The sequence below is a fragment of the Ferrovum sp. genome (assembly GCF_027317285.1).
Classification (GTDB): domain Bacteria; phylum Pseudomonadota; class Gammaproteobacteria; order Burkholderiales; family Ferrovaceae; genus Ferrovum.
This window is the reverse complement of record NZ_DAHVHV010000002.1, coordinates 102811-121944: the sequence shown is the minus strand read 5'-3', so window position 1 is coordinate 121944 and position 19134 is coordinate 102811. Positions and strand designations below refer to the sequence as shown.

The window sequence follows — 19134 nt, the reverse complement described above, 5'->3', positions numbered from 1 at the left end:
GGTCGGAGAATGGGTACTGAAGTCAATGAAAACAAGGTGCTGCACCCGGTAGCGGGCGTGGGCTTGGGGGCCGTGGCGGCAGGCATTCGCAAGACGGGTCGACTGGATTTGCTGCTGGTGACGTTGAGCGAAGGGACCCGGGTGGGGGCAGTATTTACCCGTAACCGGTTTTGTGCCGCACCCGTTCAACTCTGTCGTGAGCACCTGAGCCAGATGGCGCCACGGGCCTTGATCGTCAATACAGGATGCGCCAATGCCGGGACCGGCCAGGCAGGACGCGAAGATGCGGCTCGAACCTGTGCGGAAGTGGCTGCCCGATTGGGACTGAGTGCCCAGGCCGTCCTGCCCTTCTCGACGGGAGTCATCCTCGAACGTTTGCCCATGCAGCCCCTGCTGGCGGGAATTCCCCTTGCCATCGACCAGTTGAGGGCGGACGCCTGGGAGGAGGCTGCCCGTGCGATCATGACCACGGATACCTTTCCCAAATCGGCTTCCCGTCAAATGATGCTGCAGGGACGGACGGTGACTTTGACCGGTATTTCCAAGGGGGCTGGCATGATCCGTCCCAACATGGCCACCCTGTTGGGTTTCATTGCCACGGATGCCTGCATCTCGGCGCCCTTGTTGCAGCAACTGACACGCGATGTGGCCGACCGGACCTTCAACCGCATCACGGTGGATGGAGACACGTCGACCAATGATTCCTTTCTTGTCATGGCCACGGGACAGGCGGGAAATGAGGAAATCGTCCAGGCGGGGGCGGCGTACGAACAACTGTTCGAAGCCGTGAGTGCCCTGGCGCTGGAACTTGCGCACGCGATCATCCGGGACGGGGAAGGGGCCACCAAGTTCATCACGGTGCAGGTCGAAGGCGGGCGGGATGAGGCCGAATGCTTGCAGGTGGCCTATGCCATCAGTCATTCTCCCCTGGTCAAGACGGCTTTCTTTGCCAGCGATCCCAACCTCGGACGAATTCTGGCCGCCATCGGCTATGCCGGGATCATGGATCTGGACGTCGAGGGAATCCGCTTGTACCTGGATGAAGTTCTGGTGTCTGAAGGAGGGGGACGGGCCTCCAGTTACCATGAAGAGGAAGGGCAGCGGGTCATGGCGCGCCCCGAGATCACCGTTCGGGTGGTGCTGGGGCGAGGTACGGCCACGGCACGGGTCTGGACGTGTGACCTGTCCCACGAATACGTCAGTATCAACGCCGACTATCGGAGTTGATCCGTGGTTCTTCCGGTGGTGGCCGGAATTCTGTTGAATGGGCGGGGTGACTATCTGTTGGCGCAGCGTCCGCCGGGCAAGGCCATGGCCGGGTTTTGGGAGTTTCCGGGGGGAAAGGTGGAGGCTGGCGAAACCTTGCGCCAGGCGCTGGACCGGGAACTTTCAGAAGAGTTGGGGATCCGGGTGGACTGTGCCTCGCCCTGGATGACCCGGCAGTTCGATTATCCTCATGCCCGGGTGGCGGTGAGTTTCTTTCGCGTTCTGGCATGGGCGGGCGAACCGCGTCCTTGCGAATTTCAGACCCTGGGCTGGTTTGATCCCGCCGGTATCCTGCCTGAAGGGTTGGCCCTGCTGCCCGCCAACATTCCCCTGATCTCTGCACTGTCCCTGCCGCCGGTTTATGGCGTGACCCGAGCCTGGGACTTGGGCGAGGAACGCATGCTGACGGTGATCGGTGAGGCGTGTGCGCGTGGTCTGCGCCTGCTCCAGGTGCGCGAAAAATCCTGGTCCCTTGAGCGGATCGCGGACTTCGTTCAGAGAATCCGGCAGCGCACCCAACCCTGGCCCCTCCGGATCCTGGTCAATGGAGATCCGGAACTGGCGCAGCGGACAGGTGCCGATGGCGTTCACCTGCCCGCCCGTTTTCTGGGAATCTTGAAAGACCGTCCGACCTTGCCCTGGGTGGGTGCTTCCTGTCATTCCAGGGGCGAACTGGAACAGGCTCAGGGGCTGGGGGTGGACTTTGCAGTATTGGGGCCGGTCTGCCCCACCCAGACCCACCCGGCTGACCATCCTCTGGGATGGTCCGGGTTTTCGGCCCTGCGGCAGGAATCCGCCCTGCCCGTCTATGCCATCGGAGGACTCAACGGTCTTGCGTTGAACCGGGCCATACGGCAGGGCGCCCAGGGTATTGCCGTGATGCGTGGACTGGAAGATTGGGGCGAGGAGAAGATTCCCCAGCATCTCTGTGGTCAGGGAGCGGCCTAATCCAGCGGCTGGGGCCAGCGATAGAAGTGGGGTTCGGCGGGGGAGGGGCGTGTGCGGAATCGTTTATGGCTCCAGTAGTATTCTTCCGGATATTGGCGGGCCATCGTTTCGATGAATCGATTCATGCGCTGAAGGTCCTGGGTCAGATCTGCACTGGGAAAATCGTCCCAGGGGGGGAAAAACTCCACCTCGTAGCCTTCATGATCGGGCAGACGGTGGCAGGCACAGGGGATGACCCGGGCATTGCACTGGCGCACCAGCCAGGGCAAGGTAGGCACGGTGGCTGCGGGAATGCCAAAAAACGGGACGAATAGCGAATCCCTTTCCCCAAAATCCATGTCCGGCAGGAAATAAAGCAACCGCCCATCCCGGATGGCCCGGATCAGGGGACGCAACCCTTTTTTTCGTTCCAGCATGAGCACGTCGCCCAGGCGGTCGCGGGCTGCACGCAAGTGCTGGTCGATGAGCGGGTCCTTGTGGGGGGTAAAAAATCCTACCCCCCGAAAATGCATTCCGATCAGGGCGCCCTGCATTTCAAGGCCCACCATGTGCGGACTCAGGCAGATCACCGGGCGGTCGCTGTTCTGCGCATAGTGGGCATTTTTGAAGCGCACGAGGCGTTGGATGCGCTCGGGAGGGGACCACCACAGGATGCCCAGTTCGAGGACGCTGCGGATCAGTGCGGTGAGATGGGCGCGGGTCAGGCGTTGGCGCTGGGCGTAGGACATCTCGGGGAAACAGGCATGCAGATTGATCGCAGTGGTGCGCCGGGCCCGCCCGTGTGCCGCAATAAACCCGAGCGGGACGGCCAGAGCCGCAATGACGCGTAGCGGGAGGCCATGGATCAGCCAGAGCAGTCCCAGGAGCAGACGGGTTCCCACTTGCTCTACCCGTCAGAAAAAGCGTAGGGCAGCGGGAGGATGCGCAGGGTCTGGGGTGCGTCTCCCGCCGTGACGAGGTCTGATGGTTCCTCGCCCGCGAGGATGGCCAGGCCTTCGTATTCTCCGCGCTCGTTTTCGATGCAGGAAAAAATCTCTCCCGTCACTTCGCCCCGGTGCAGGATCGAGGTTCCCACAGGGACTGCCGAATCCAGAGCAATGTGCCGGGCGCGTCGTTTGACCTTGCCGAGGTAGTGGGTGCGTGCCACGATTTCCTGTCCGGTGTAGCAGCCCTTGCGAAAACTGATTCCCCCAATCCGGTCCCAATTCAGCCATTGGGGGATATACCGGTCAGTGGTCAGGGGAGTGACTTCGGCGATGCCTTCGCGTATGTTGCCCAGTTCCCAGGGTTGGGCGGACAGGGACGGAGGGATGGGCAGTTCGGCCAGACGCTGGGGCGTGGCGATGATCAGGAGCCGTTCGGGAGAGAGACGCAGACGCCGGAGTCCTGCCTGCTCGTCCTGACGCCCCACCGTCGGCAAAGGGCTCAATCCCGCAGAGTTGGCGACTCCTTCCAGGTCCTGCCCCATCAGGCCCATGACGCTGAAATGGGCGCGAGCCTCCTCGATCTGTATCTTGGAGCGAAGAATGAAGGGACGCAGCCGGGACAGCATGAGTTCACTCATGCCCGCGGGGGCATCCAGCAAAAAAGTTTCTCCTGTCTTGACGACCAGGGCGGTAAACAAGACCTTCCCCTTGGGAGAGCAGTGCGCCGCCCAGCCGAAGTTGTCCGGGCCCAGGGTCAACAGATCAAAGGTCAATTGCCCCTGAAGAAAGGGCAGGGCATCCGGACCCGTTACCTGGATCAGGGTGCGGTCCTTCAGGGAGATCCAAGCGGCAGAAAAATCAAACATGGCAAAATATCCTGAGTGTTCTTGGTCCTGGCACGCTCCAGCGTCGTTATGCTTTGAACCACGGAGGAACGAGCATGACTTCCTGGCATGCAGACAGTCTGGAAAGCGCCGGCGTGGTCCGGGTGATTCTCGGGCCCGCAGGTTTCTTGTGGGTTCCCTGGAGTCTGGGTAATCTGGCCGGACTCTGGACCCTTTGCCATTGTAACGCCCGTTTGGGGGTTCTGGCTTGTCTTGGGGGCTGTGTACAAGGATTGATTGCCGGGTGGGAAGTCCGTTCCCTGGCAAAATGGAGCCAGCGCGCAGTGGCTCGCCTGGATTTGTCCAGTCGAGGCGATCTGTTGGTGCACCGTCGTTCCGGGGAGCGTCAACTCGGACGGGTGCGCGTGGGCTGCCGGGTGAGTCCCTTTCTGATCATCCTGTACTGGCATGAGGAGACAGGACGGTATGCGGAGCCCGTGGTTCTGGACGGACAGAGCGCTGCCCCGGAAAAATTGCGTAAACTGCGGGTCTTGTTGCGGCATCCGTTATAATTGGCGGTTTATGTCCTCTGTGATGGTCCCCGCCCATGACCTCTTCCCTGGTTACCCTCCCCGGCCCCCGTGCCCTTTCCGAATTTCGTGTGACCCGCAAACTGGCGCAGTTTCAGGCGCAACAGATTCCGGTGATCCATCTGGAGGCAAACTTCTTTCACTGTGCGGAGGTGGCTGGGGCCTGGAATGAAGAAAAGCACCAGCGCCTGAAAGATCTCCTGACTTATGGTTCGAAGGAAAACGAAGATCATTCCGGCGCACGCCATGAGCCCGAATTGAAACTGTGGGTGGTCCCTCGGCTGGGCACGATTTCCCCCTGGTCGAGCAAGGCCACGGAAATCGCCCAGCGCTGTGGTCTGAGCGAGGTCAACCGGATCGAGCGCGGCATTCTGTTTCAGGTCTGGTCAAGACGTGCATTGACGGCCGCAGAACAGGATGGGGTACGGACTCAATTGCATGATCCCATGGTCGAATCGGTCCTGATCGACGGGATGGAAATCAAACGCCTGTTCGAACCCCAGGTGCCTCAGCCTCTGGTCTCCGTCCCTCTCCAGGCGCAAGGGCGAGAGGCCCTGGAAGTGGCCAATCGGGACTATGGGTTGGCCCTGGCCGAAGATGAAATCGACTATTTGTTGAAACTCTACCAAACCGCAGGACGGGATCCAACGGATGCCGAATTACTGATGTTTGCCCAAGCCAATTCCGAACATTGCCGACACAAGATCTTCAATGCTTCCTGGGTGATCGACGGAGAACCCCGGACAGAGTCACTGTTTTCGATGATCCGGGCGACCCATGCGGCTCACCCCGCAGGGACCGTGGTGGCTTACGCCGATAATGCAGCCATCCTGCAAGGGGGGGAGAGCGAACGTTTTTATCCGGACCCGGATTCCGGGATTTATCATTTTCATACCCAACTGACCCACCCCCTCATCAAGGTGGAAACCCATAATCATCCCACCGCCATTGCGCCCTTTCCGGGGGCTGCGACGGGCAGTGGCGGGGAGATTCGGGACGAGGCAGCGACCGGCCGGGGGGCCAGACCCAAAGCCGGGTTGAGCGGATTTGTCGTTTCGAATCTTCATCTGCCCAATTTCGCCCAACCCTGGGAGTCGGGCACGGACAGCAAACCTGCCCGAATGGCCTCCGCTCTTTCCATCATGATCGAGGGACCCCTGGGCAGTGCCGCTTTCAATAATGAATTTGGCCGTCCCCAACTGACCGGTTTCTTTCGTACCTTTGATGCCTGGGTACAGGGACAGCGCTGGGGGTACCACAAACCCATCATGCTGGCCGGGGGGTTGGGTGCCATCGATGACCGACAGGCCTTCAAACGCCCGCTTGAACCGGGCTGCCTGTTCATACAGTTGGGCGGCCCCGGTCTGCGTATCGGCCTGGGCGGCGGCGCGGCTTCTTCGGTGCACAGTGGCGCCAATACGGAAACCCTGGATTTTGATTCCGTGCAACGGGCCAACCCGGAGATGCAGCGGCGAGCTCAGGAAGTGATCGATCGTTGTTGGCAGATGGAAGAGAACAACCCCATTCTGGCCATTCACGATGTGGGGGCGGGCGGCCTGTCCAATGCTTTCCCCGAATTGGCTCACGATGGAGGCGTCGGCGCTCACTTCGATTTGCGCCGGATTCCCTCTCTGGAACCGGGGATGTCGCCCCGCGAGATCTGGAGCAACGAGGCCCAGGAACGGTTCGTTCTGGCCATCGATCCCAGTCGTCTGGAGGTGTTTTCTGAGCTTTGTGCGCGGGAATCCTGTCCCTTTGCGGTCGTGGGCAAAGGGACCCGGGAGAAACTTCTGCAGGTAGAGGATCCCCTTCTGGGTCAGGTGCCGGTTCGCATGGAACTGGAAGCCCTGCTGGGCAAACCTCCCCGCATGGTACGTTCTGTCGTACACGAAAGCCGGCTCAGGACGGAACTCGAATTGCCGCCCGTGGCCGGGAACTTCCAGGAAGCGTTGACTCGTGTCCTGCATTTGCCCGCCGTGGCAGACAAGACGTTTCTCGTCACCATCGGGGATCGGACGGTGGGGGGGCTCTGCGCCCGTGATCCCTGCGTCGGGCCATGGCAGGTGCCGGTCGCCGATGTGGCGGTGACGGCGGCAGATTTTGTGACCCTGCGAGGAGAGGCCTTTGCCTTGGGCGAACGTACGCCCCTGGCGCTCCTGTCTGGTCCGGCCTCCGGGCGCATGGCCGTGGGGGAGGCTTTGACCAACCTGGCTGCGGCACAGGTCTCTCTGGAACAGGTGCGGCTTTCCGCCAACTGGATGGCGGCGGCCGGCGCGCCCGGAGAGGATGCCCAGCTTTTCGATACGGTACAGGCCACCCGCGACTTGTGTATCGCCCTTGGGGTCAGTATTCCGGTGGGTAAGGATTCACTGTCCATGCGTACGCATTGGCAGGACGATCAAGGGACGATGCAGCAGGTGACTTCTCCGCTGTCCCTGGTGGTGACTGCCTTTGCCTGCTGTGCGGATATCCGGAATACCTGGACCCCGGAACTGAGTTCGGGCGTGGAGCCTACGGAATTATGGTTGATCGACCTGGGGCGTCAACGCCTGGGAGGAAGTGCGCTGGCCCAGGTGTATGGGCAGGTGGGCCACCAGGCGCCTGACCTGGAGGATCCCGCAGTGCTGAAAGGCTTTTTTGAGGCGTTGCGGGAACTTCGCCAGGCTGACGTCATTTTGTCCTACCATGACCGATCTGATGGGGGGCTGGTCGTCACGCTTCTTGAAATGTTGTTTGCGTCCAGGCGAGGGATGACCCTCGACCTCGGGGCCAGTGTTCCATCTGAACAAGGCTGGGCGTTCTGCTTCAACGAGGAACTGGGCGCGGTGGTTCAAGTGCGTCAGGTGCACCGGACGCTGTTCAGGGAGACGCTGGCGCGCCATGGATTGGGCGAAGCCACGCATCTCCTGGGCGTTCCTGACGAGGGAGGGCGCTTTCGAATCGAGTGGAAACACCAGGTCTGGCTGGATGAAGCGGTCTCGGACCTGCATCGTCGATGGGCGGAAACCTCCTTTCGCATCCAGCAGTTGCGTGATCATCCGGAGTGTGCGGCGGAAGCGCATGCGCGGATTGGTCAGGAGGTCGGACTGTCCTGCGCACTCACGTACGAGACGGATCAGGATGTTACCCTTCCTTACCTCATCAAGGGGGCCCGGCCGCGTGTTGCGATTCTGCGCGAGCAGGGAGTCAACGGGCAGGTGGAAATGGCCATGGCCTTTGACCGCGCGGGATTCGAGGCGGTGGATGTGCCCATGAATGACCTGCGTTCCGGTCGTCAGGACCTGCAGTCCTTCGCAGGTTTTGCCGCCTGTGGGGGGTTTTCTTTTGGTGATGTGTTGGGGGCCGGCGGAGGCTGGGCAAAATCCATCCTGTTCGATGAAGCCATGCGGGTCCGTTTCGAGACCTTTTTTCAGCGCAGTGACACGTTCGCGCTGGGCGTATGCAATGGGTGCCAGATGATGAGCGTCCTCTCGCCCCTGATCCCCGGAGCCTCCCATTGGCCCCGATTCGAGCGCAATCGTTCGGAGCAGTTTGAGGCGCGGTTGGTCATGGTGGAAGTGCTGGATACGCCCTCACTCTTTTTGAAGGGCATGGCAGGAAGCCGAATCCCCGTGCCGGTGGCTCACGGCGAGGGACGGGCGGAATTTCAGGATGAAGCGCAAAGGGGCGCTGCGCGACCCTGGGTGACATTGCGTTATGTGGAGGGGGACGGCCAACTCGCCAGAACCTATCCCGCCAATCCCAACGGTTCTCCAGAGGGAATTGCCGGACTGACGACGCCCGATGGCCGGTTCACCATCTGCATGCCGCATCCGGAACGGTTGGTCCGCGCCGTACAGGGATCCTGGCAGGCCCCGGAGTGGGGTGAGGATGGCCCGTGGATGCGCATGTTTCGGAATGCACGGGCTTTTCTGGGCTAAGGTGCTTTTCCGGAAAAGCCCGCATTTTCAGAGTACCGCCCGACCGGCTGGTCGGGCGCGGGTTACTCGCCTTCTACCTTGGCTTTGCTGCGCAATTGCTGGATATACTCGCCGAAAGCCTGTTGCTCCCGTGCCTGAGCCAGGCGACCCTTCATTTCGTCGAAGGGAGGAGCCTTCAGGGGGCGAATGTCGAGTACGCGGATGACATGGTAACCAAAGGGCGATTTTACCGGTGTGGAGGAAGTTTCGCCTTTCTTCAGTTTGACCATGGCATCGGCAAAGTTCTTGTCGTAGGTGGCAGGAGCCGCCCAGTCCAACTTTCCGCCATTGCCCTTGGAGCCGGGATCGATGCTGTTTTCCTTGGCCAATTTCTCGAAACTGGCGCCTTTCTTGAGTTGATCGATGATCTTCTGGGCATCTCCTTCCTTGGCAACCAGGATATGCTCGGTCAGATATTCGTGATCTCCCAACTCGGCTTTCATGCGGTCATAGTCGGCGTGAATGGTCTGATCGCTCACGGGGTGGTCCTTGATCCAGCGAGCCTGGAAGGCTCGGACCGTGAGTTGTTGACGCATCAGGTCGATCTGGGCTTGCAGATTGGGGTCCTTGTTGATGCCTTCCTTGCGGGCCTGGTCGTTGATCAATTCCAGCGCCACCAGGTTGTCGCGTACGGCGTGGTCCAGTTCGGGGCCTGCGGCATGTCCCTGGGCAATTTGCATATCGGTGACGAGTTTGATGCGCGCGCTGGGAATGGTGCTACCGTTGACCACGAGCGGAGCGCTGGAAACCGCGGATGAATTGGAGGAGGTCGGCTGACTTTGCTCGGCGTAGGCGAGGGTCAAGGCCAAAGATCCACCAACCAGTGTCAGGGACAGGAGGGTTTGCTTCAGTTTCATCAATGACATTCCTTTTAGGAGGGGGGCAAGGGGGATGATTACACTCAGGGGCTCTGCACGTCAAGTTGCAGGGCATGAATTTCTTTGTTCATCAGGGAATTCAGCGCGCTGTGGACCATGCGGTGAGCCTCCAGACGGGAACGATGACGAAAGGCCTCTGCCACGATCCGTACCCGATAATGCCCTCCTCCCGCCCGTGCGCCGGGATGCCCGTGGTGCTGGGCACTGTCATCCTGAATTTCCAGGATCAGCGGGGAAAGTGGGGCCAGGCAGGCGCGGATTCGTTCCGCCGTGGAGGTCATGAACGGTCCTCGAGAAATCGGGAGAGGTAAATTCCCTGGGCGACCACAAAGACCACCATCAAGGCCATCAGTCCAAAGACCTTGAATTTGACCCAGACGGCCTCAGGATAGGAGAACGCCACGTAAAGGTTGAGCAGTCCCAGTCCCATGAAAAAGAAACTCCAGGCCAGGTTCAGGCGAGTCCAGATCGGTTCCGGCAGGTGCATCTGGTGGGACAGGACCGCCTTGAGGGGATTGCGTTTGAGTAACAGGGGGCCCAGGGCCAGAATGGCGGCAAAGATCCAGTAGAGGACCGTGGGTTTCCAGCGAATGAATACGGTGGCTTCGAGTCCGGGAATCGGGTGCAGGTGTGTCCAGAGGGTCAGTCCGCCAAAGACCGTGATGACCGAGAAACCGATCCAGGCGGTGAGATCGATGGGTTTGCGGCGCAGGATCAGGCTCCCGATCTGGAGGATGCTGGCTGCAATGGCCACGCCGGTCGCCCAGTAAATCCCCCCCCACTGATAGGCGATGAAGAACAGAACCACCGGAAAAATATCAAACAGGAATTTCATGGGCAGGTCGTATGAGTCGGGAATGGAAGTAATGTACCATAAAAACAGTTTGTTATCTGATTCGATCAAAGCGCGGGATGCGGTCGATTCGCGCGTGATCGAGGAGTTTGATATGATGGTCCTCCTAAAGGTTCACTTGTTTTAATGAAAAACATAGACTTGCATAACCATTCCCGGGTTTCTGACGGACTCCTGACGCCGCGCGCTCTGGTGGAATTGGCCGTGGCCAATGGGGTGACAGGGCTCGCCCTGACCGACCATGACAATCTGGCCGGGTTGGACGAGGCCCAGTCCGTGGCCACTCAGTTGGGTCTGGACTTCATCCCGGGCGTGGAGGTATCCGTGACCTGGAATCGTCATACCATCCATGTGGTGGGACTGGGGGTGGTACGTACGACCCCTGTCCTGCAGGCCGGTTTGGCCACGCTTCGCCAGGGTCGTCAGGATCGGGCGGAACGCATTGCCCATGAGTTGGCGCGCGCGGGCATTTCAGGGGCGCTGGAGGGCGCACGGCGCCATGCGTATAACCCGGAAATTCTGGCCCGTCCCCATTTTGCGCGTTATCTGGTGGAGCAAAAAGTGGCGCGGGATGTGGCTACGGTATTCAAACGCTTTCTGGTCAAGGGAAAGCCGGGTTATGTCAGCCATGTCTGGGCCGAATTGGGGGATGCGATATCGTGGATTCAGGCGGCTCAGGGCGTGGCGATCCTGGCGCATCCCGGTCGTTATCCCTTGTCCGGAAAGGAATTGGCCCGGCTGCTCGATGACTTTGTCGAGGCCGGAGGACGGGGGTTGGAAGTGGTGACTGCCAATCATACCCGCGAGCAAATCGATGAATTTGCGCATCAGGCCAACAAGCGCCAATTACTTGCCTCTCGAGGATCGGATTACCACGGTCCCGGTGAAAGCCGTTTCGAGCCGGGGCGGTTACCCCCCTTGCCCGGGCACTGTCATCCGGTCTGGGAAGATTCGTCCTTGCGCAACTATTTTCATCCTGAACTCCAGGGAGTTTGATGTATGTATCCTGATCGTGTGTTGTCGGGCATGCGCCCTACCGGGGCGCTTCACCTGGGTCATTATCACGGGGTCTTGAAAAACTGGATCAAGATTCAGCATGAATTCGAATGCCTGTTCATGGTGGCCGACTGGCATGCATTGACCACGCATTACGACTCTACCCTGGGGTTGGAGAACCATGTCTGGGAGATGGTGGTGGACTGGCTGGCGGCCGGGGTTGACCCCAACCAGGCCACCCTGTTCATTCAATCCAGAGTTCCGGAGCATGCGGAGTTACACCTGCTCCTGTCCATGGTTACGCCGGTGGGGTGGTTGGAACGGGTGCCTACCTACAAGGAGCAGCAGCAGAAACTGACCGATCGTGACCTGTCGTCTTACGGTTTTCTGGGCTACCCGCTCCTGCAGGCGGCGGACATTTTGTTGTACCGTGCCAATCGGGTGCCGGTGGGCGAAGACCAGGTTCCCCACATCGAGTTTGCACGGGAAGTGGCGCGTCGTTTCAACCATTTTTATGGGCGCGAGAAGGATTTCGAAGCCAACGCTCTGGCAGCGGCACGCAAGATGGGCAACAAGAAGTCACGCCTGTACCTGGAATTGCGCACCCGTTACACGGAACGGGGTGATGCAGAGGCGTTGCTGGCAGCGCGTGACTTGCTTGCCGAGGCTCAAAATCTCTCCCTGGGAGACCGTGAACGCCTCTTTGGCTATCTGGAAGGGAATGCCAAACCCATTCTGGCCGAGCCTCAGGCGCTCCTGACCGAGGCTTCGCGCCTGCCCGGGCTGGATGGGCAGAAAATGGCCAAATCCTACGGAAATACCCTGCCCCTGCGTTCGTCGGAAGAGGATTTGACCCACAAGATCAGCACCATGAAAACCGACGAAGCAAGAAAATTACGCACCGATCCCGGTGAACCCACCCGTTGTCCCGTCTATGCCTTTCACAAACTTTACAGCGATGAAAAAACCCTGTCCTGGGTGGAGGAGGGGTGTCGGACGGCCGGGATTGGGTGCGTTCAGTGCAAGCAACCGGTCATCGAGCAGGTCATTCTCGAATTGCGTCCCTTGCGTGAGCGGGCCCAGTTGTATCAGGAAGATCCCACCCTGGTGCGCAATATCATTGCGGACGGATGCGAGCGAGCCCGTCGCCTGGCCTGTGATACCCTGCGCGATGTTCGTGAAGCCATGGGCCTGGTGTATTCATGATCCAGGAAGGGGTGGCCTTCGAGTATCCGGAGGCCAGAGTCAATGGAGCATCCTTCTCGGCCTGGCCGAAAGACCTTTATATCCCCCCCGAAGCCCTGGAAGTTTTTCTCGATCAGTTCGAGGGGCCTCTGGATTTGCTGCTTTACCTGATTCGCAAGCATCAAATCGATATCCTGGATATTCCGCTGGCCGCCCTGACGGAACAGTACATGGCCTACGTCCGGGCCATGGAGCGTCACCAACTCCACCTGGCGGCGGATTATCTGGTCATGGCGGCATGGCTGATCGAACAGAAGGTTCGATTCCTGCTTCCAGCCCCGGAAACCGTGGGGGACCAGGAAGCGGAGGAAGACCCTCGCTGGATTCTGGCCCAACGTCTGCTGGCCTATGAAAAAATGAAAGCGGCAGCGCTCCGACTTCAGGAACACCCCCAGCAGGAGCGGGATTTTCTGGTGGCTCGGGCAGTTCACGACGGGCTTGCGACTCTCCCGGAGCCGGGGGTCGGGCTGGCCGATCTGCGCCGTGCGTGGCAACAGATAGGGTGGCGTTTGAAGCGTTCGCGTCACCACCGGATCACCCGGGAAGTGCTTTCCGTGCGGGAGACCATGACACGGATCCTGAACGCATTGAAGCAGTGCACGCATCTCACTTTTCAGGACCTGTGCCTGAAGGGGCATGGCCGTTCCCATCTGGTGATCCATTTCGTTGCCGTACTCGAACTGGTGCGCGAATCCCTGGTCGAAGTGACTCAAATCGAGGCGCTGGGCCCCCTGCATTTGCGCGGGGTGGGCCAAACCGAAGAGGCTGTGGGGCGGACGCCGGCATGAACGACGAGGGGGATGCAGACGGCCGATGCCTGCTGGTGCTCGAGGCGGCGCTGTTATGCAGTTCCCAACCCCTGAGCATTAGCCAGTTGCGTCAACTGTTCGAACCTGAACTTCCCGTGCCCAGGATCCACCAGGCATTGAGAGAACTTCAGACGCAGTGGAGCGCGCGTGGGCTGTGCCTGGTCCAGGTGGCCAGCGGTTGGCGCTTTCAGAGTGCCCCCTGGATGCAGTCATGGCTGGAACGTCTCGGGCGTGAACCGGGACCCCGCTATTCCCGGGCGGTCATGGAAACCCTGGCCATCATTGCCTGGCGCCAGCCCGTGACGCGGGGCGACATCGAGGAGATCCGTGGCGTGACGGTTTCCTCTTCGATCCTCAAAACACTGGAAGAACGCGGATGGATCGAAGCCGTGGGCCAGCGTGAAACACCGGGACGCCCTACGCTGTTTGGCACCACCCGAAATTTTCTGGATCACCTCGGACTGCGCACCTTGCGCGATCTGCCTGCACTGGATGGACTCACAGAGGGAAATGAAGATGGAAGCCCAGCGCTTACATAAGGTATTGGCCCAGTCCGGAGTCGGTTCGCGGCGGGAAATGGAAGCCTTGATCGAAGCCGGAGAGGTTCGGGTGAATGGGGGCGTGGCCCAGGTGGGAGCCCAGGTGAGCCCTGGGGATCGGGTTACCGTACGAGGACGACCGGTGCGTCTCAAGTTCGTCGAAGCGCAGGTCCGAATCCTGCTGTACCACAAGCCTGAAGGGGAAATCGTCAGTCGTGACGACCCCGATGGGAGAACCACGGTGTTTGCCACCCTGCCCAAACTCAAGGGGGAGAAATGGGTCAGTGTGGGACGACTGGACTACAATACCAGCGGACTTCTGATTTTCACTACCAGCGGTGCGTTGGCGCATCGTCTGACCCACCCCAGTTTTGAAATTGAACGGGAATATGCCGTGCGTGTCGTGGGCGAATTGAACGACCTGCAAATGCGGCAATCCTGTCATGAAATCTTGCTGGAGGATGGTCCGGCCCGTTTTGAGGCGATTCGGGATCAGGGGGGGGAAGGGACCAATCACTGGTATCAAGTGGTGCTGAAGGAAGGAAGAAACCGTGAAGTACGGCGTATGTTTGCTGCATTGGGGTGCATGGTGGGGCGTCTGATACGCGTTCGCTTCGGGCTCATCGGTTTGCCTCCCCGGCTCAAGCGGGGTCATTTCGAGGAACTGGATGCGCGCGCCGTGCAACAGGTTCTGGACTGGGCGGGGATGACCCCGCCCAGTCCGGAAAAGACGACGGTGCCGGGACGACGAACCCCTGTGCGTTCTAAGACCCCAGGGACTCCAGGGCCGCGTACGGGAGCGCAAAGACAAACCGGTTCCCCGCGGAAAGTTCGAGCCAGATGAAAGGCAGATGCGGAAAGGCGGCTTCCAGTTCATCGGCCTGATGGCCCACTTCCACCACCAGCCAGCCTTCCGGACCGAGATGGCGATGGGCTGTCGCAAGGATTCGCCGCACATGATCCAGCCCGTCGATTCCGCTGGCCAGGGCGGTGACGGGCTCCCGGCGGTACTCGGCGGGGAGGTTTTCCATGGCGGCCCGGTCGACGTAGGGCGGGTTGGAAACGATCAAATCGTAAATTCCTTCCTCCAGCGGTTCGAGCAGGTCTCCTTCAAACAGGTGGATCTGTTTTGAAAGCCCGTATTCGGCGCAGTTGAGACGGGCCACCGCCAGGGCATCCGGAGAAATATCGGTGGCGTCCACACGGGCCTCGGGGCAGTGGAGCGCCAGCAGGATGGCCAGAGATCCCCCCCCCGTACAGACATCTGCCACCCGTTGCAGGGCATGAAAGTCCTCGATCAGGAAAACCAGCGCCTCTTCCAGCGCTTCCGCGATGAATGAACGAGGGATCAGGACCCGTTCATCGCAATAAAAGCGGTGTGGGCCGAGCCAGGCTTCGCGGGTCAGATAGGGCACGGGGATGCGTTCCTCGACGCGGCGTTTGAGAAGGGCCAGAAATTCTTCCCGTTCGTGGGGCAGGATGTGCGCATCGAGCCAAGGGGCGGGGTCCTGATCCCTGGGAAGGGAAAGGCTGAACAGGAGCAGGTGCCTTGCCTCTTCCAGAGGCGTGGGATAACCATGCCCAAAAAACACCCCACTGCGCTGCAGGGTCGTGACCCCCCAACGCCACAGATCGCGCACGGTGTTCAGAGGGAGGATTTCCTGGGAATCGGGGAAGGCGTTCATGGGGTCAGCAGGTTCAGGAGCAAACGTTGGTAGATGGCGGACAGGCGGGCCGGATCGGTGCTGGCGATGCATTCGTTGCGCTGGTGGATGGTGCCGTTGCAGGGCCCCAATTCGACCACCTGGGAACCCAGAGTCACCAGGAAACGACCATCCGAGGTTCCGCCACTGGTGGACAGCGTGGGGCATAACCCCGTGACGTGCCGTACCGCTTCCTGGACTGCCGCCACCAGCGTGCCTTGCGGTGTCAGGAAGGGCTGGGCGCCCAGGGACCATTGCAGGTCGAATTCCAGTCCGTGCCGCTGCAGGATCTGCTGCGTTCGCTCCTGCAGGGAGCTTGCCGAACTGGCGGTCGAAAAACGGAAATTGAACCAGGCCGTCAATTCGCCGGGAATGACATTTCCCGCACCGGTTCCACTCTGCAGATTGGAGATCTGAAACGTCGTGGCAGGAAAATCTTCATTGGCCTGATCCCATACCGTGCCGGCCAGGTCGGCCAGAGCGGGGGCGGCCAGGTGGATGGGATTGCGTGCCAGGTGGGGATAAGCCACGTGGCCCTGTGTGCCCCGCACGGTCAGTATGCCGGACAGGGATCCGCGGCGTCCGTTCTTGACCGTATCGCCCAGTCGATCCACGGAAGTGGGTTCCCCCACCAGACAATAGTCGGGAATCTGCCCCGTTTCCCTGAGCCACTCCACGACTCGTACGGTGCCATCCAGTGCCGGTCCTTCCTCATCCGAGGTGAGGAGCAGGGCGATGGAACCCGGCAGGTCCGGGTGAGTGCTCAAAACGTTTTCGATGGCGGTCACAAAGGCCGCCAGCGAGGCTTTCATGTCGGCTGCACCGCGTCCGTACAGAAATCCGTCCCGTATCGTGGGCAGGAAAGGGAGAGAATGCCAACTGGATTCGGGGCCCGTGGGGACCACGTCCGTATGTCCTGCCAGAACGACCAGAGGAGCCCCGGTTCCCCGTCGTAACCAGAGATTGCGGACATCGCCCCGGTCCAGGGAGGTGGCCTTGAAACCCAGCGGGGCCAGACGCAAGGCAATGAGTTCCTGGCATCCGCCATCCTCGGGGGTCACCGAAGGGCGGCGGATCAGTTCCGCCGTCAGTTCCAGGGTGGGGTCGGTCATTCAGGCGCCCCGCAACAGTTCATTGATGCTGGTTTTGGAACGGGTCCTGGCGTCCACTTTCTTGACGATGACCGCACAGTACAAACTGTAACGACCATCGGCCGAGGGCAGGTTGCCAGACACGACCACGGAACCGGCCGGAACTTGTCCGTAAGTGACGGTGCCCGTTTCGCGATCATAGATTTTTGTGCTCTGTCCGATATAGACACCCATGGAAATGACCGAGCCTTCCCCCACGATGACTCCTTCCACGATTTCCGAGCGGGCGCCGATGAAGCAATGGTCTTCGATGATGGTGGGATTGGCCTGGACCGGTTCCAGAACGCCGCCGATGCCGACCCCTCCAGACAGGTGAACATGTTTGCCGATCTGGGCGCACGAACCCACGGTCGCCCAGGTATCGACCATGGCGGATTCATCCACATAGGCACCGATATTGACGTAGGAAGGCATGAGCACCACGTTGCGCGCGATGAAACTGCCGCGCCGGGCCAGGGCGGGCGGGGCTACCCGAAAGCCGCCCTGAGAGAAGGCCGCATCATCGTAGTGCGCAAACTTGCTGTCCACTTTGTCCCAGTATTGGGTGAATCCTCCATCCATGCGGTGGTTGGCCTGGAGACGGAAAGACAGCAGCACGGCTTTTTTGATCCACTGGTGGGTGATCCAGTTGCCCTCCTTTTTTTCGGCGACTCTCAGAATTCCCTGATCCAGGGCCGTGATGACCCGTTCAATGGCTTCGTGCAGCCCGCCGGGGGGGGCGCTGGGACTCCAGTGCTCCCGTTGTTCAAAGGCGTGTTCAATCAAGGTTTGTGCATCAGACCACATGGGATAAATTCTCCTCAGGAGGGGTAATGGGCAAGAAAGTCGAGCAGCCGTTCGATCGCTTCCCCGGTTTCTTCAAGGGAGCCCACCAAGGCAATACGCACCTGTCCGGTTCCGGGGTTGAAGCCGTGGACGGTTCGTGCCAGATAACTGCCCGGCAGGACTGCAACGTTACGTTTCAGATAGAGGGCGCGCGCAAAGTCCGTGTCGGCACCGGGGACCTGAACCCAGTAGTAGAAACCGGCCTGTGGCCGTACCAGGGGAAGGTGTGGGTGAACACGGTCGTAGAACAGGGTCATCTTTGCCTGGTAGAGCCGACGGTTTTCCTGAACATGCATCTCATCCCGCCAGGCTGCCGCGCTGGCTGCCTGGACCGCCGGGTTCATGGCGCTGCCATGATAGGTGCGGTAGAGCACGAAACGTCTGAGCAATTCCCGATCACCTGCCACGAAGGCCGAGCGCAAGCCCGGAACATTGGAACGCTTGGACAGGCTACCCATGACGAGAAGGCGCGGATAACCCGAACGACCGAGGCGCTGAGCGGCTTCCAGTCCGCCCAGCGGAGGCGCGCTGTCCAGGGGGTAGATTTCCGAATAGCATTCGTCACTCACCAGAGTGAATCCGTGCCGGTCGGAGAGGGCGAATAACCGGGCCCATTCTTCCAGGCTCAGGACTCGTCCGGTCGGGTTGCCGGGAGAGCAGATGAAGACCAGACGGGTATGGGCCCAGACGGCTTCAGGAACCTGGCTGTAATCGATGTGGTGTGCCTGAGCGGGGTCGGCATTGACGAAGTAGGGGAGTCCTCCGGCCAGTAGCGTTGCCCCTTCGTAGATCTGGTAAAAAGGGTTGGGACAGACCACCCTTTCTCCGGCTCCCGGGTCGAGCAGGGTCTGGGTTATCGAAAACAGGGCTTCACGACTGCCCAACGTGGGCAGTACTTCCGTGTCCGGATCCAGGGGGGGAAGGTGAAAACGATGTTCCAGCCAGTTTGCCAGAACTTCACGCAATCCCCGGGAACCCAGGGTTTGTGGGTAGTGGGCCAACTCGTCCAGGTGCGCACAAAGCGCCTCCTGAATGAAACTTGGGGTGGGATGACGGGGTTCTCCGATGGACAGCGCAATGGGGGCATGGTCGGGACAGGGAGACTGGGTTCCGATCAGGCTTCGCCAGCGTTCAAAAGGATAGGGCTGAAGGGCGTCGAGACGGGGATTCATGCCAGAGGGGGCGCCCATGGTGTCGCTCCGGCAAAGTGAACCGGCGGCAAGGTGCAACGAGGTTGCCATCCTTCCTGGCGGTGTTCGCTCAGTACATGGGTAAAGATCCCCCCCCGCACGTTCCAGCGACTCAAGAGACGCAGGAAACGGGGTTGTGTCGCGGCAACCAGGTCATCGAGAATGCGTTGCGTCACGGCTTCATGAAAAGCCCCTTCATTCCGGAACGACCACAGATACAGTTTGAGGCTTTTCAATTCGACGTTGGTCTGGTCCGGGACATAGTCGAGACTCAACCAGGCAAAATCGGGTTGCCCTGTCTTGGGACAGAGACAGGTAAATTCGGGCAACTCCATATGAACCAGGTAATCCCGTTCCGGGTTTGGATTCGGGAAGGTTTCCAGGGTGCGACTGGGTTGTGCGGGCATTGGGGAGATCCTGTCGGATGGAGTA

General features: G+C 60.3%; 18 protein-coding genes and 1 pseudogene. 9 read left to right on the top strand and 10 right to left on the bottom strand.

What is annotated here, in order from left to right; all coding sequences use genetic code 11:
* The first annotated feature begins 9 nt into the window (after positions 1-9).
* Positions 10-1227, top strand: a complete 1218-nt coding sequence (gene argJ / locus M6F29_RS01495; protein WP_298156834.1) for a bifunctional glutamate N-acetyltransferase/amino-acid acetyltransferase ArgJ — start codon at positions 10-12, stop codon at positions 1225-1227.
* Positions 1228-1230: 3 nt separating this feature from the next.
* A complete protein-coding gene (locus M6F29_RS01490; protein ID WP_298156833.1) occupies positions 1231-2214 on the top strand; it encodes a Nudix family hydrolase in 984 nt (327 codons plus the stop codon).
* Here M6F29_RS01490 and M6F29_RS01485 read toward each other — a convergent pair.
* Together M6F29_RS01485 and ygfZ are read right to left on the bottom strand one after the other, a co-directional pair.
* Positions 2211-3095 (bottom strand): lysophospholipid acyltransferase family protein, encoded by an 885-nt coding sequence (locus M6F29_RS01485; RefSeq protein WP_298156831.1) that lies wholly within the window; start codon positions 3093-3095, stop codon positions 2211-2213. The two genes, M6F29_RS01490 and M6F29_RS01485, sit on opposite strands and share 4 nt — an antisense overlap.
* 5 nt (positions 3096-3100) lie before the next feature.
* Positions 3101-4006, bottom strand: a complete 906-nt coding sequence (ygfZ, locus tag M6F29_RS01480; protein ID WP_298156828.1) for a CAF17-like 4Fe-4S cluster assembly/insertion protein YgfZ — start codon at positions 4004-4006, stop codon at positions 3101-3103.
* A gap of 74 nt (positions 4007-4080) precedes the next feature.
* On the opposite strand from ygfZ, the gene M6F29_RS01475 reads away from it, so the two are divergent.
* Complete coding sequence (locus M6F29_RS01475) at positions 4081-4536, top strand: hypothetical protein (protein WP_298156825.1); 456 nt, start codon at positions 4081-4083, stop codon at positions 4534-4536.
* A 35-nt stretch (positions 4537-4571) separates the two neighbouring features.
* Positions 4572-8474, top strand: coding sequence for a phosphoribosylformylglycinamidine synthase (purL, locus tag M6F29_RS01470; protein WP_298156823.1), 3903 nt, complete (start codon positions 4572-4574; stop codon positions 8472-8474).
* 62 nt (positions 8475-8536) lie between these two features.
* On the opposite strand, the gene M6F29_RS01465 is transcribed toward purL, so the two are convergent.
* The 3 genes from M6F29_RS01465 to M6F29_RS01455 are packed head-to-tail and all read right to left on the bottom strand — an operon-like array spanning position 8537 to position 10226.
* The gene (locus M6F29_RS01465) at positions 8537-9370 is read right to left on the bottom strand and encodes a peptidylprolyl isomerase (RefSeq protein ID WP_297479375.1); all 834 of its coding nucleotides are present in this window, start codon (positions 9368-9370) and stop codon (positions 8537-8539) included.
* A 44-nt stretch (positions 9371-9414) separates the two neighbouring features.
* On the bottom strand, positions 9415-9672 hold the full coding sequence (locus M6F29_RS01460) for a BolA family protein (RefSeq protein WP_297454528.1): 258 nt from the start codon (positions 9670-9672) through the stop codon (positions 9415-9417).
* Positions 9669-10226: a septation protein A gene (locus M6F29_RS01455; RefSeq protein WP_297497915.1), complete on the bottom strand. Its 558-nt coding sequence runs from the start codon at positions 10224-10226 to the stop codon at positions 9669-9671. The genes M6F29_RS01460 and M6F29_RS01455 overlap by 4 nt, the downstream gene beginning before the upstream one ends.
* 144 nt (positions 10227-10370) lie before the next feature.
* Between M6F29_RS01455 and M6F29_RS01450 the strand changes: the two genes are divergently transcribed.
* The 5 genes and pseudogenes from M6F29_RS01450 (at position 10371) to M6F29_RS01430 (ending at position 14677) form a co-directional block, all read left to right on the top strand.
* Entirely contained in the window at positions 10371-11240 is an 870-nt protein-coding gene (locus tag M6F29_RS01450; protein WP_298156818.1) for a 3',5'-nucleoside bisphosphate phosphatase, read from the top strand.
* 3 nt (positions 11241-11243) lie between these two features.
* Positions 11244-12446, top strand: a complete 1203-nt coding sequence (locus M6F29_RS01445; protein ID WP_297454520.1) for a tryptophan--tRNA ligase — start codon at positions 11244-11246, stop codon at positions 12444-12446.
* On the top strand, positions 12443-13273 hold the full coding sequence (locus M6F29_RS01440) for a segregation and condensation protein A (RefSeq protein ID WP_298156816.1): 831 nt from the start codon (positions 12443-12445) through the stop codon (positions 13271-13273). Before M6F29_RS01445 ends, M6F29_RS01440 begins: the two co-directional genes overlap by 4 nt.
* Positions 13270-13788 (top strand): annotated as a pseudogene (scpB, locus tag M6F29_RS01435) (SMC-Scp complex subunit ScpB); the annotation flags it as partial. The gene M6F29_RS01440 and the pseudogene scpB, both read left to right, overlap by 4 nt.
* A gap of 22 nt (positions 13789-13810) precedes the next feature.
* Positions 13811-14677 carry a pseudouridine synthase gene (locus M6F29_RS01430; RefSeq protein ID WP_298156812.1) on the top strand — a complete coding sequence of 289 codons (867 nt, stop codon included), beginning with the start codon at positions 13811-13813 and terminating at the stop codon, positions 14675-14677.
* Here the strand turns inward: M6F29_RS01430 and prmB are convergent.
* From prmB to queF, 5 genes are read right to left on the bottom strand one after another with little or no spacing between them, the layout of a single operon-like run.
* Positions 14598-15518, bottom strand: coding sequence for a 50S ribosomal protein L3 N(5)-glutamine methyltransferase (prmB, locus tag M6F29_RS01425; RefSeq protein WP_298156809.1), 921 nt, complete (start codon positions 15516-15518; stop codon positions 14598-14600). The genes M6F29_RS01430 and prmB overlap by 80 nt on opposite strands.
* Positions 15515-16648 (bottom strand): succinyl-diaminopimelate desuccinylase, encoded by a 1134-nt coding sequence (gene dapE / locus M6F29_RS01420; RefSeq protein WP_298156807.1) that lies wholly within the window; start codon positions 16646-16648, stop codon positions 15515-15517. Before dapE ends, prmB begins: the two co-directional genes overlap by 4 nt.
* A complete protein-coding gene (dapD, locus tag M6F29_RS01415) occupies positions 16649-17473 on the bottom strand; it encodes a 2,3,4,5-tetrahydropyridine-2,6-dicarboxylate N-succinyltransferase (RefSeq protein WP_298156804.1) in 825 nt (274 codons plus the stop codon).
* Between the two features lie 14 nt (positions 17474-17487).
* Complete coding sequence (gene dapC, locus M6F29_RS01410) at positions 17488-18684, bottom strand: succinyldiaminopimelate transaminase (RefSeq protein WP_366525913.1); 1197 nt, start codon at positions 18682-18684, stop codon at positions 17488-17490.
* Positions 18681-19109, bottom strand: coding sequence for a preQ(1) synthase (queF, locus tag M6F29_RS01405; RefSeq protein WP_297454496.1), 429 nt, complete (start codon positions 19107-19109; stop codon positions 18681-18683). The genes dapC and queF overlap by 4 nt, the downstream gene beginning before the upstream one ends.
* Between the last annotated feature and the right edge of the window lie 25 nt (positions 19110-19134).

Coding starts and splice junctions, on each gene's coding strand:
- M6F29_RS01450 (WP_298156818.1), top strand. CDS start 10,371: ATGAAAAACATAGACTTGCATAACCATTCCCGGGTTTCTGACGGACTC.
- dapE (WP_298156807.1), bottom strand. CDS start 16,648: ATGACCGACCCCACCCTGGAACTGACGGCGGAACTGATCCGCCGCCCT.
- prmB (WP_298156809.1), bottom strand. CDS start 15,518: ATGAACGCCTTCCCCGATTCCCAGGAAATCCTCCCTCTGAACACCGTG.
- M6F29_RS01455 (WP_297497915.1), bottom strand. CDS start 10,226: ATGAAATTCCTGTTTGATATTTTTCCGGTGGTTCTGTTCTTCATCGCC.
- M6F29_RS01460 (WP_297454528.1), bottom strand. CDS start 9,672: ATGACCTCCACGGCGGAACGAATCCGCGCCTGCCTGGCCCCACTTTCC.
- M6F29_RS01440 (WP_298156816.1), top strand. CDS start 12,443: ATGATCCAGGAAGGGGTGGCCTTCGAGTATCCGGAGGCCAGAGTCAAT.
- M6F29_RS01475 (WP_298156825.1), top strand. CDS start 4,081: ATGACTTCCTGGCATGCAGACAGTCTGGAAAGCGCCGGCGTGGTCCGG.
- M6F29_RS01430 (WP_298156812.1), top strand. CDS start 13,811: ATGGAAGCCCAGCGCTTACATAAGGTATTGGCCCAGTCCGGAGTCGGT.
- argJ (WP_298156834.1), top strand. CDS start 10: ATGGGTACTGAAGTCAATGAAAACAAGGTGCTGCACCCGGTAGCGGGC.
- purL (WP_298156823.1), top strand. CDS start 4,572: ATGACCTCTTCCCTGGTTACCCTCCCCGGCCCCCGTGCCCTTTCCGAA.
- M6F29_RS01445 (WP_297454520.1), top strand. CDS start 11,244: ATGTATCCTGATCGTGTGTTGTCGGGCATGCGCCCTACCGGGGCGCTT.
- queF (WP_297454496.1), bottom strand. CDS start 19,109: ATGCCCGCACAACCCAGTCGCACCCTGGAAACCTTCCCGAATCCAAAC.
- dapC (WP_366525913.1), bottom strand. CDS start 18,684: ATGAATCCCCGTCTCGACGCCCTTCAGCCCTATCCTTTTGAACGCTGG.
- M6F29_RS01465 (WP_297479375.1), bottom strand. CDS start 9,370: ATGAAACTGAAGCAAACCCTCCTGTCCCTGACACTGGTTGGTGGATCT.
- ygfZ (WP_298156828.1), bottom strand. CDS start 4,006: ATGTTTGATTTTTCTGCCGCTTGGATCTCCCTGAAGGACCGCACCCTG.
- dapD (WP_298156804.1), bottom strand. CDS start 17,473: ATGTGGTCTGATGCACAAACCTTGATTGAACACGCCTTTGAACAACGG.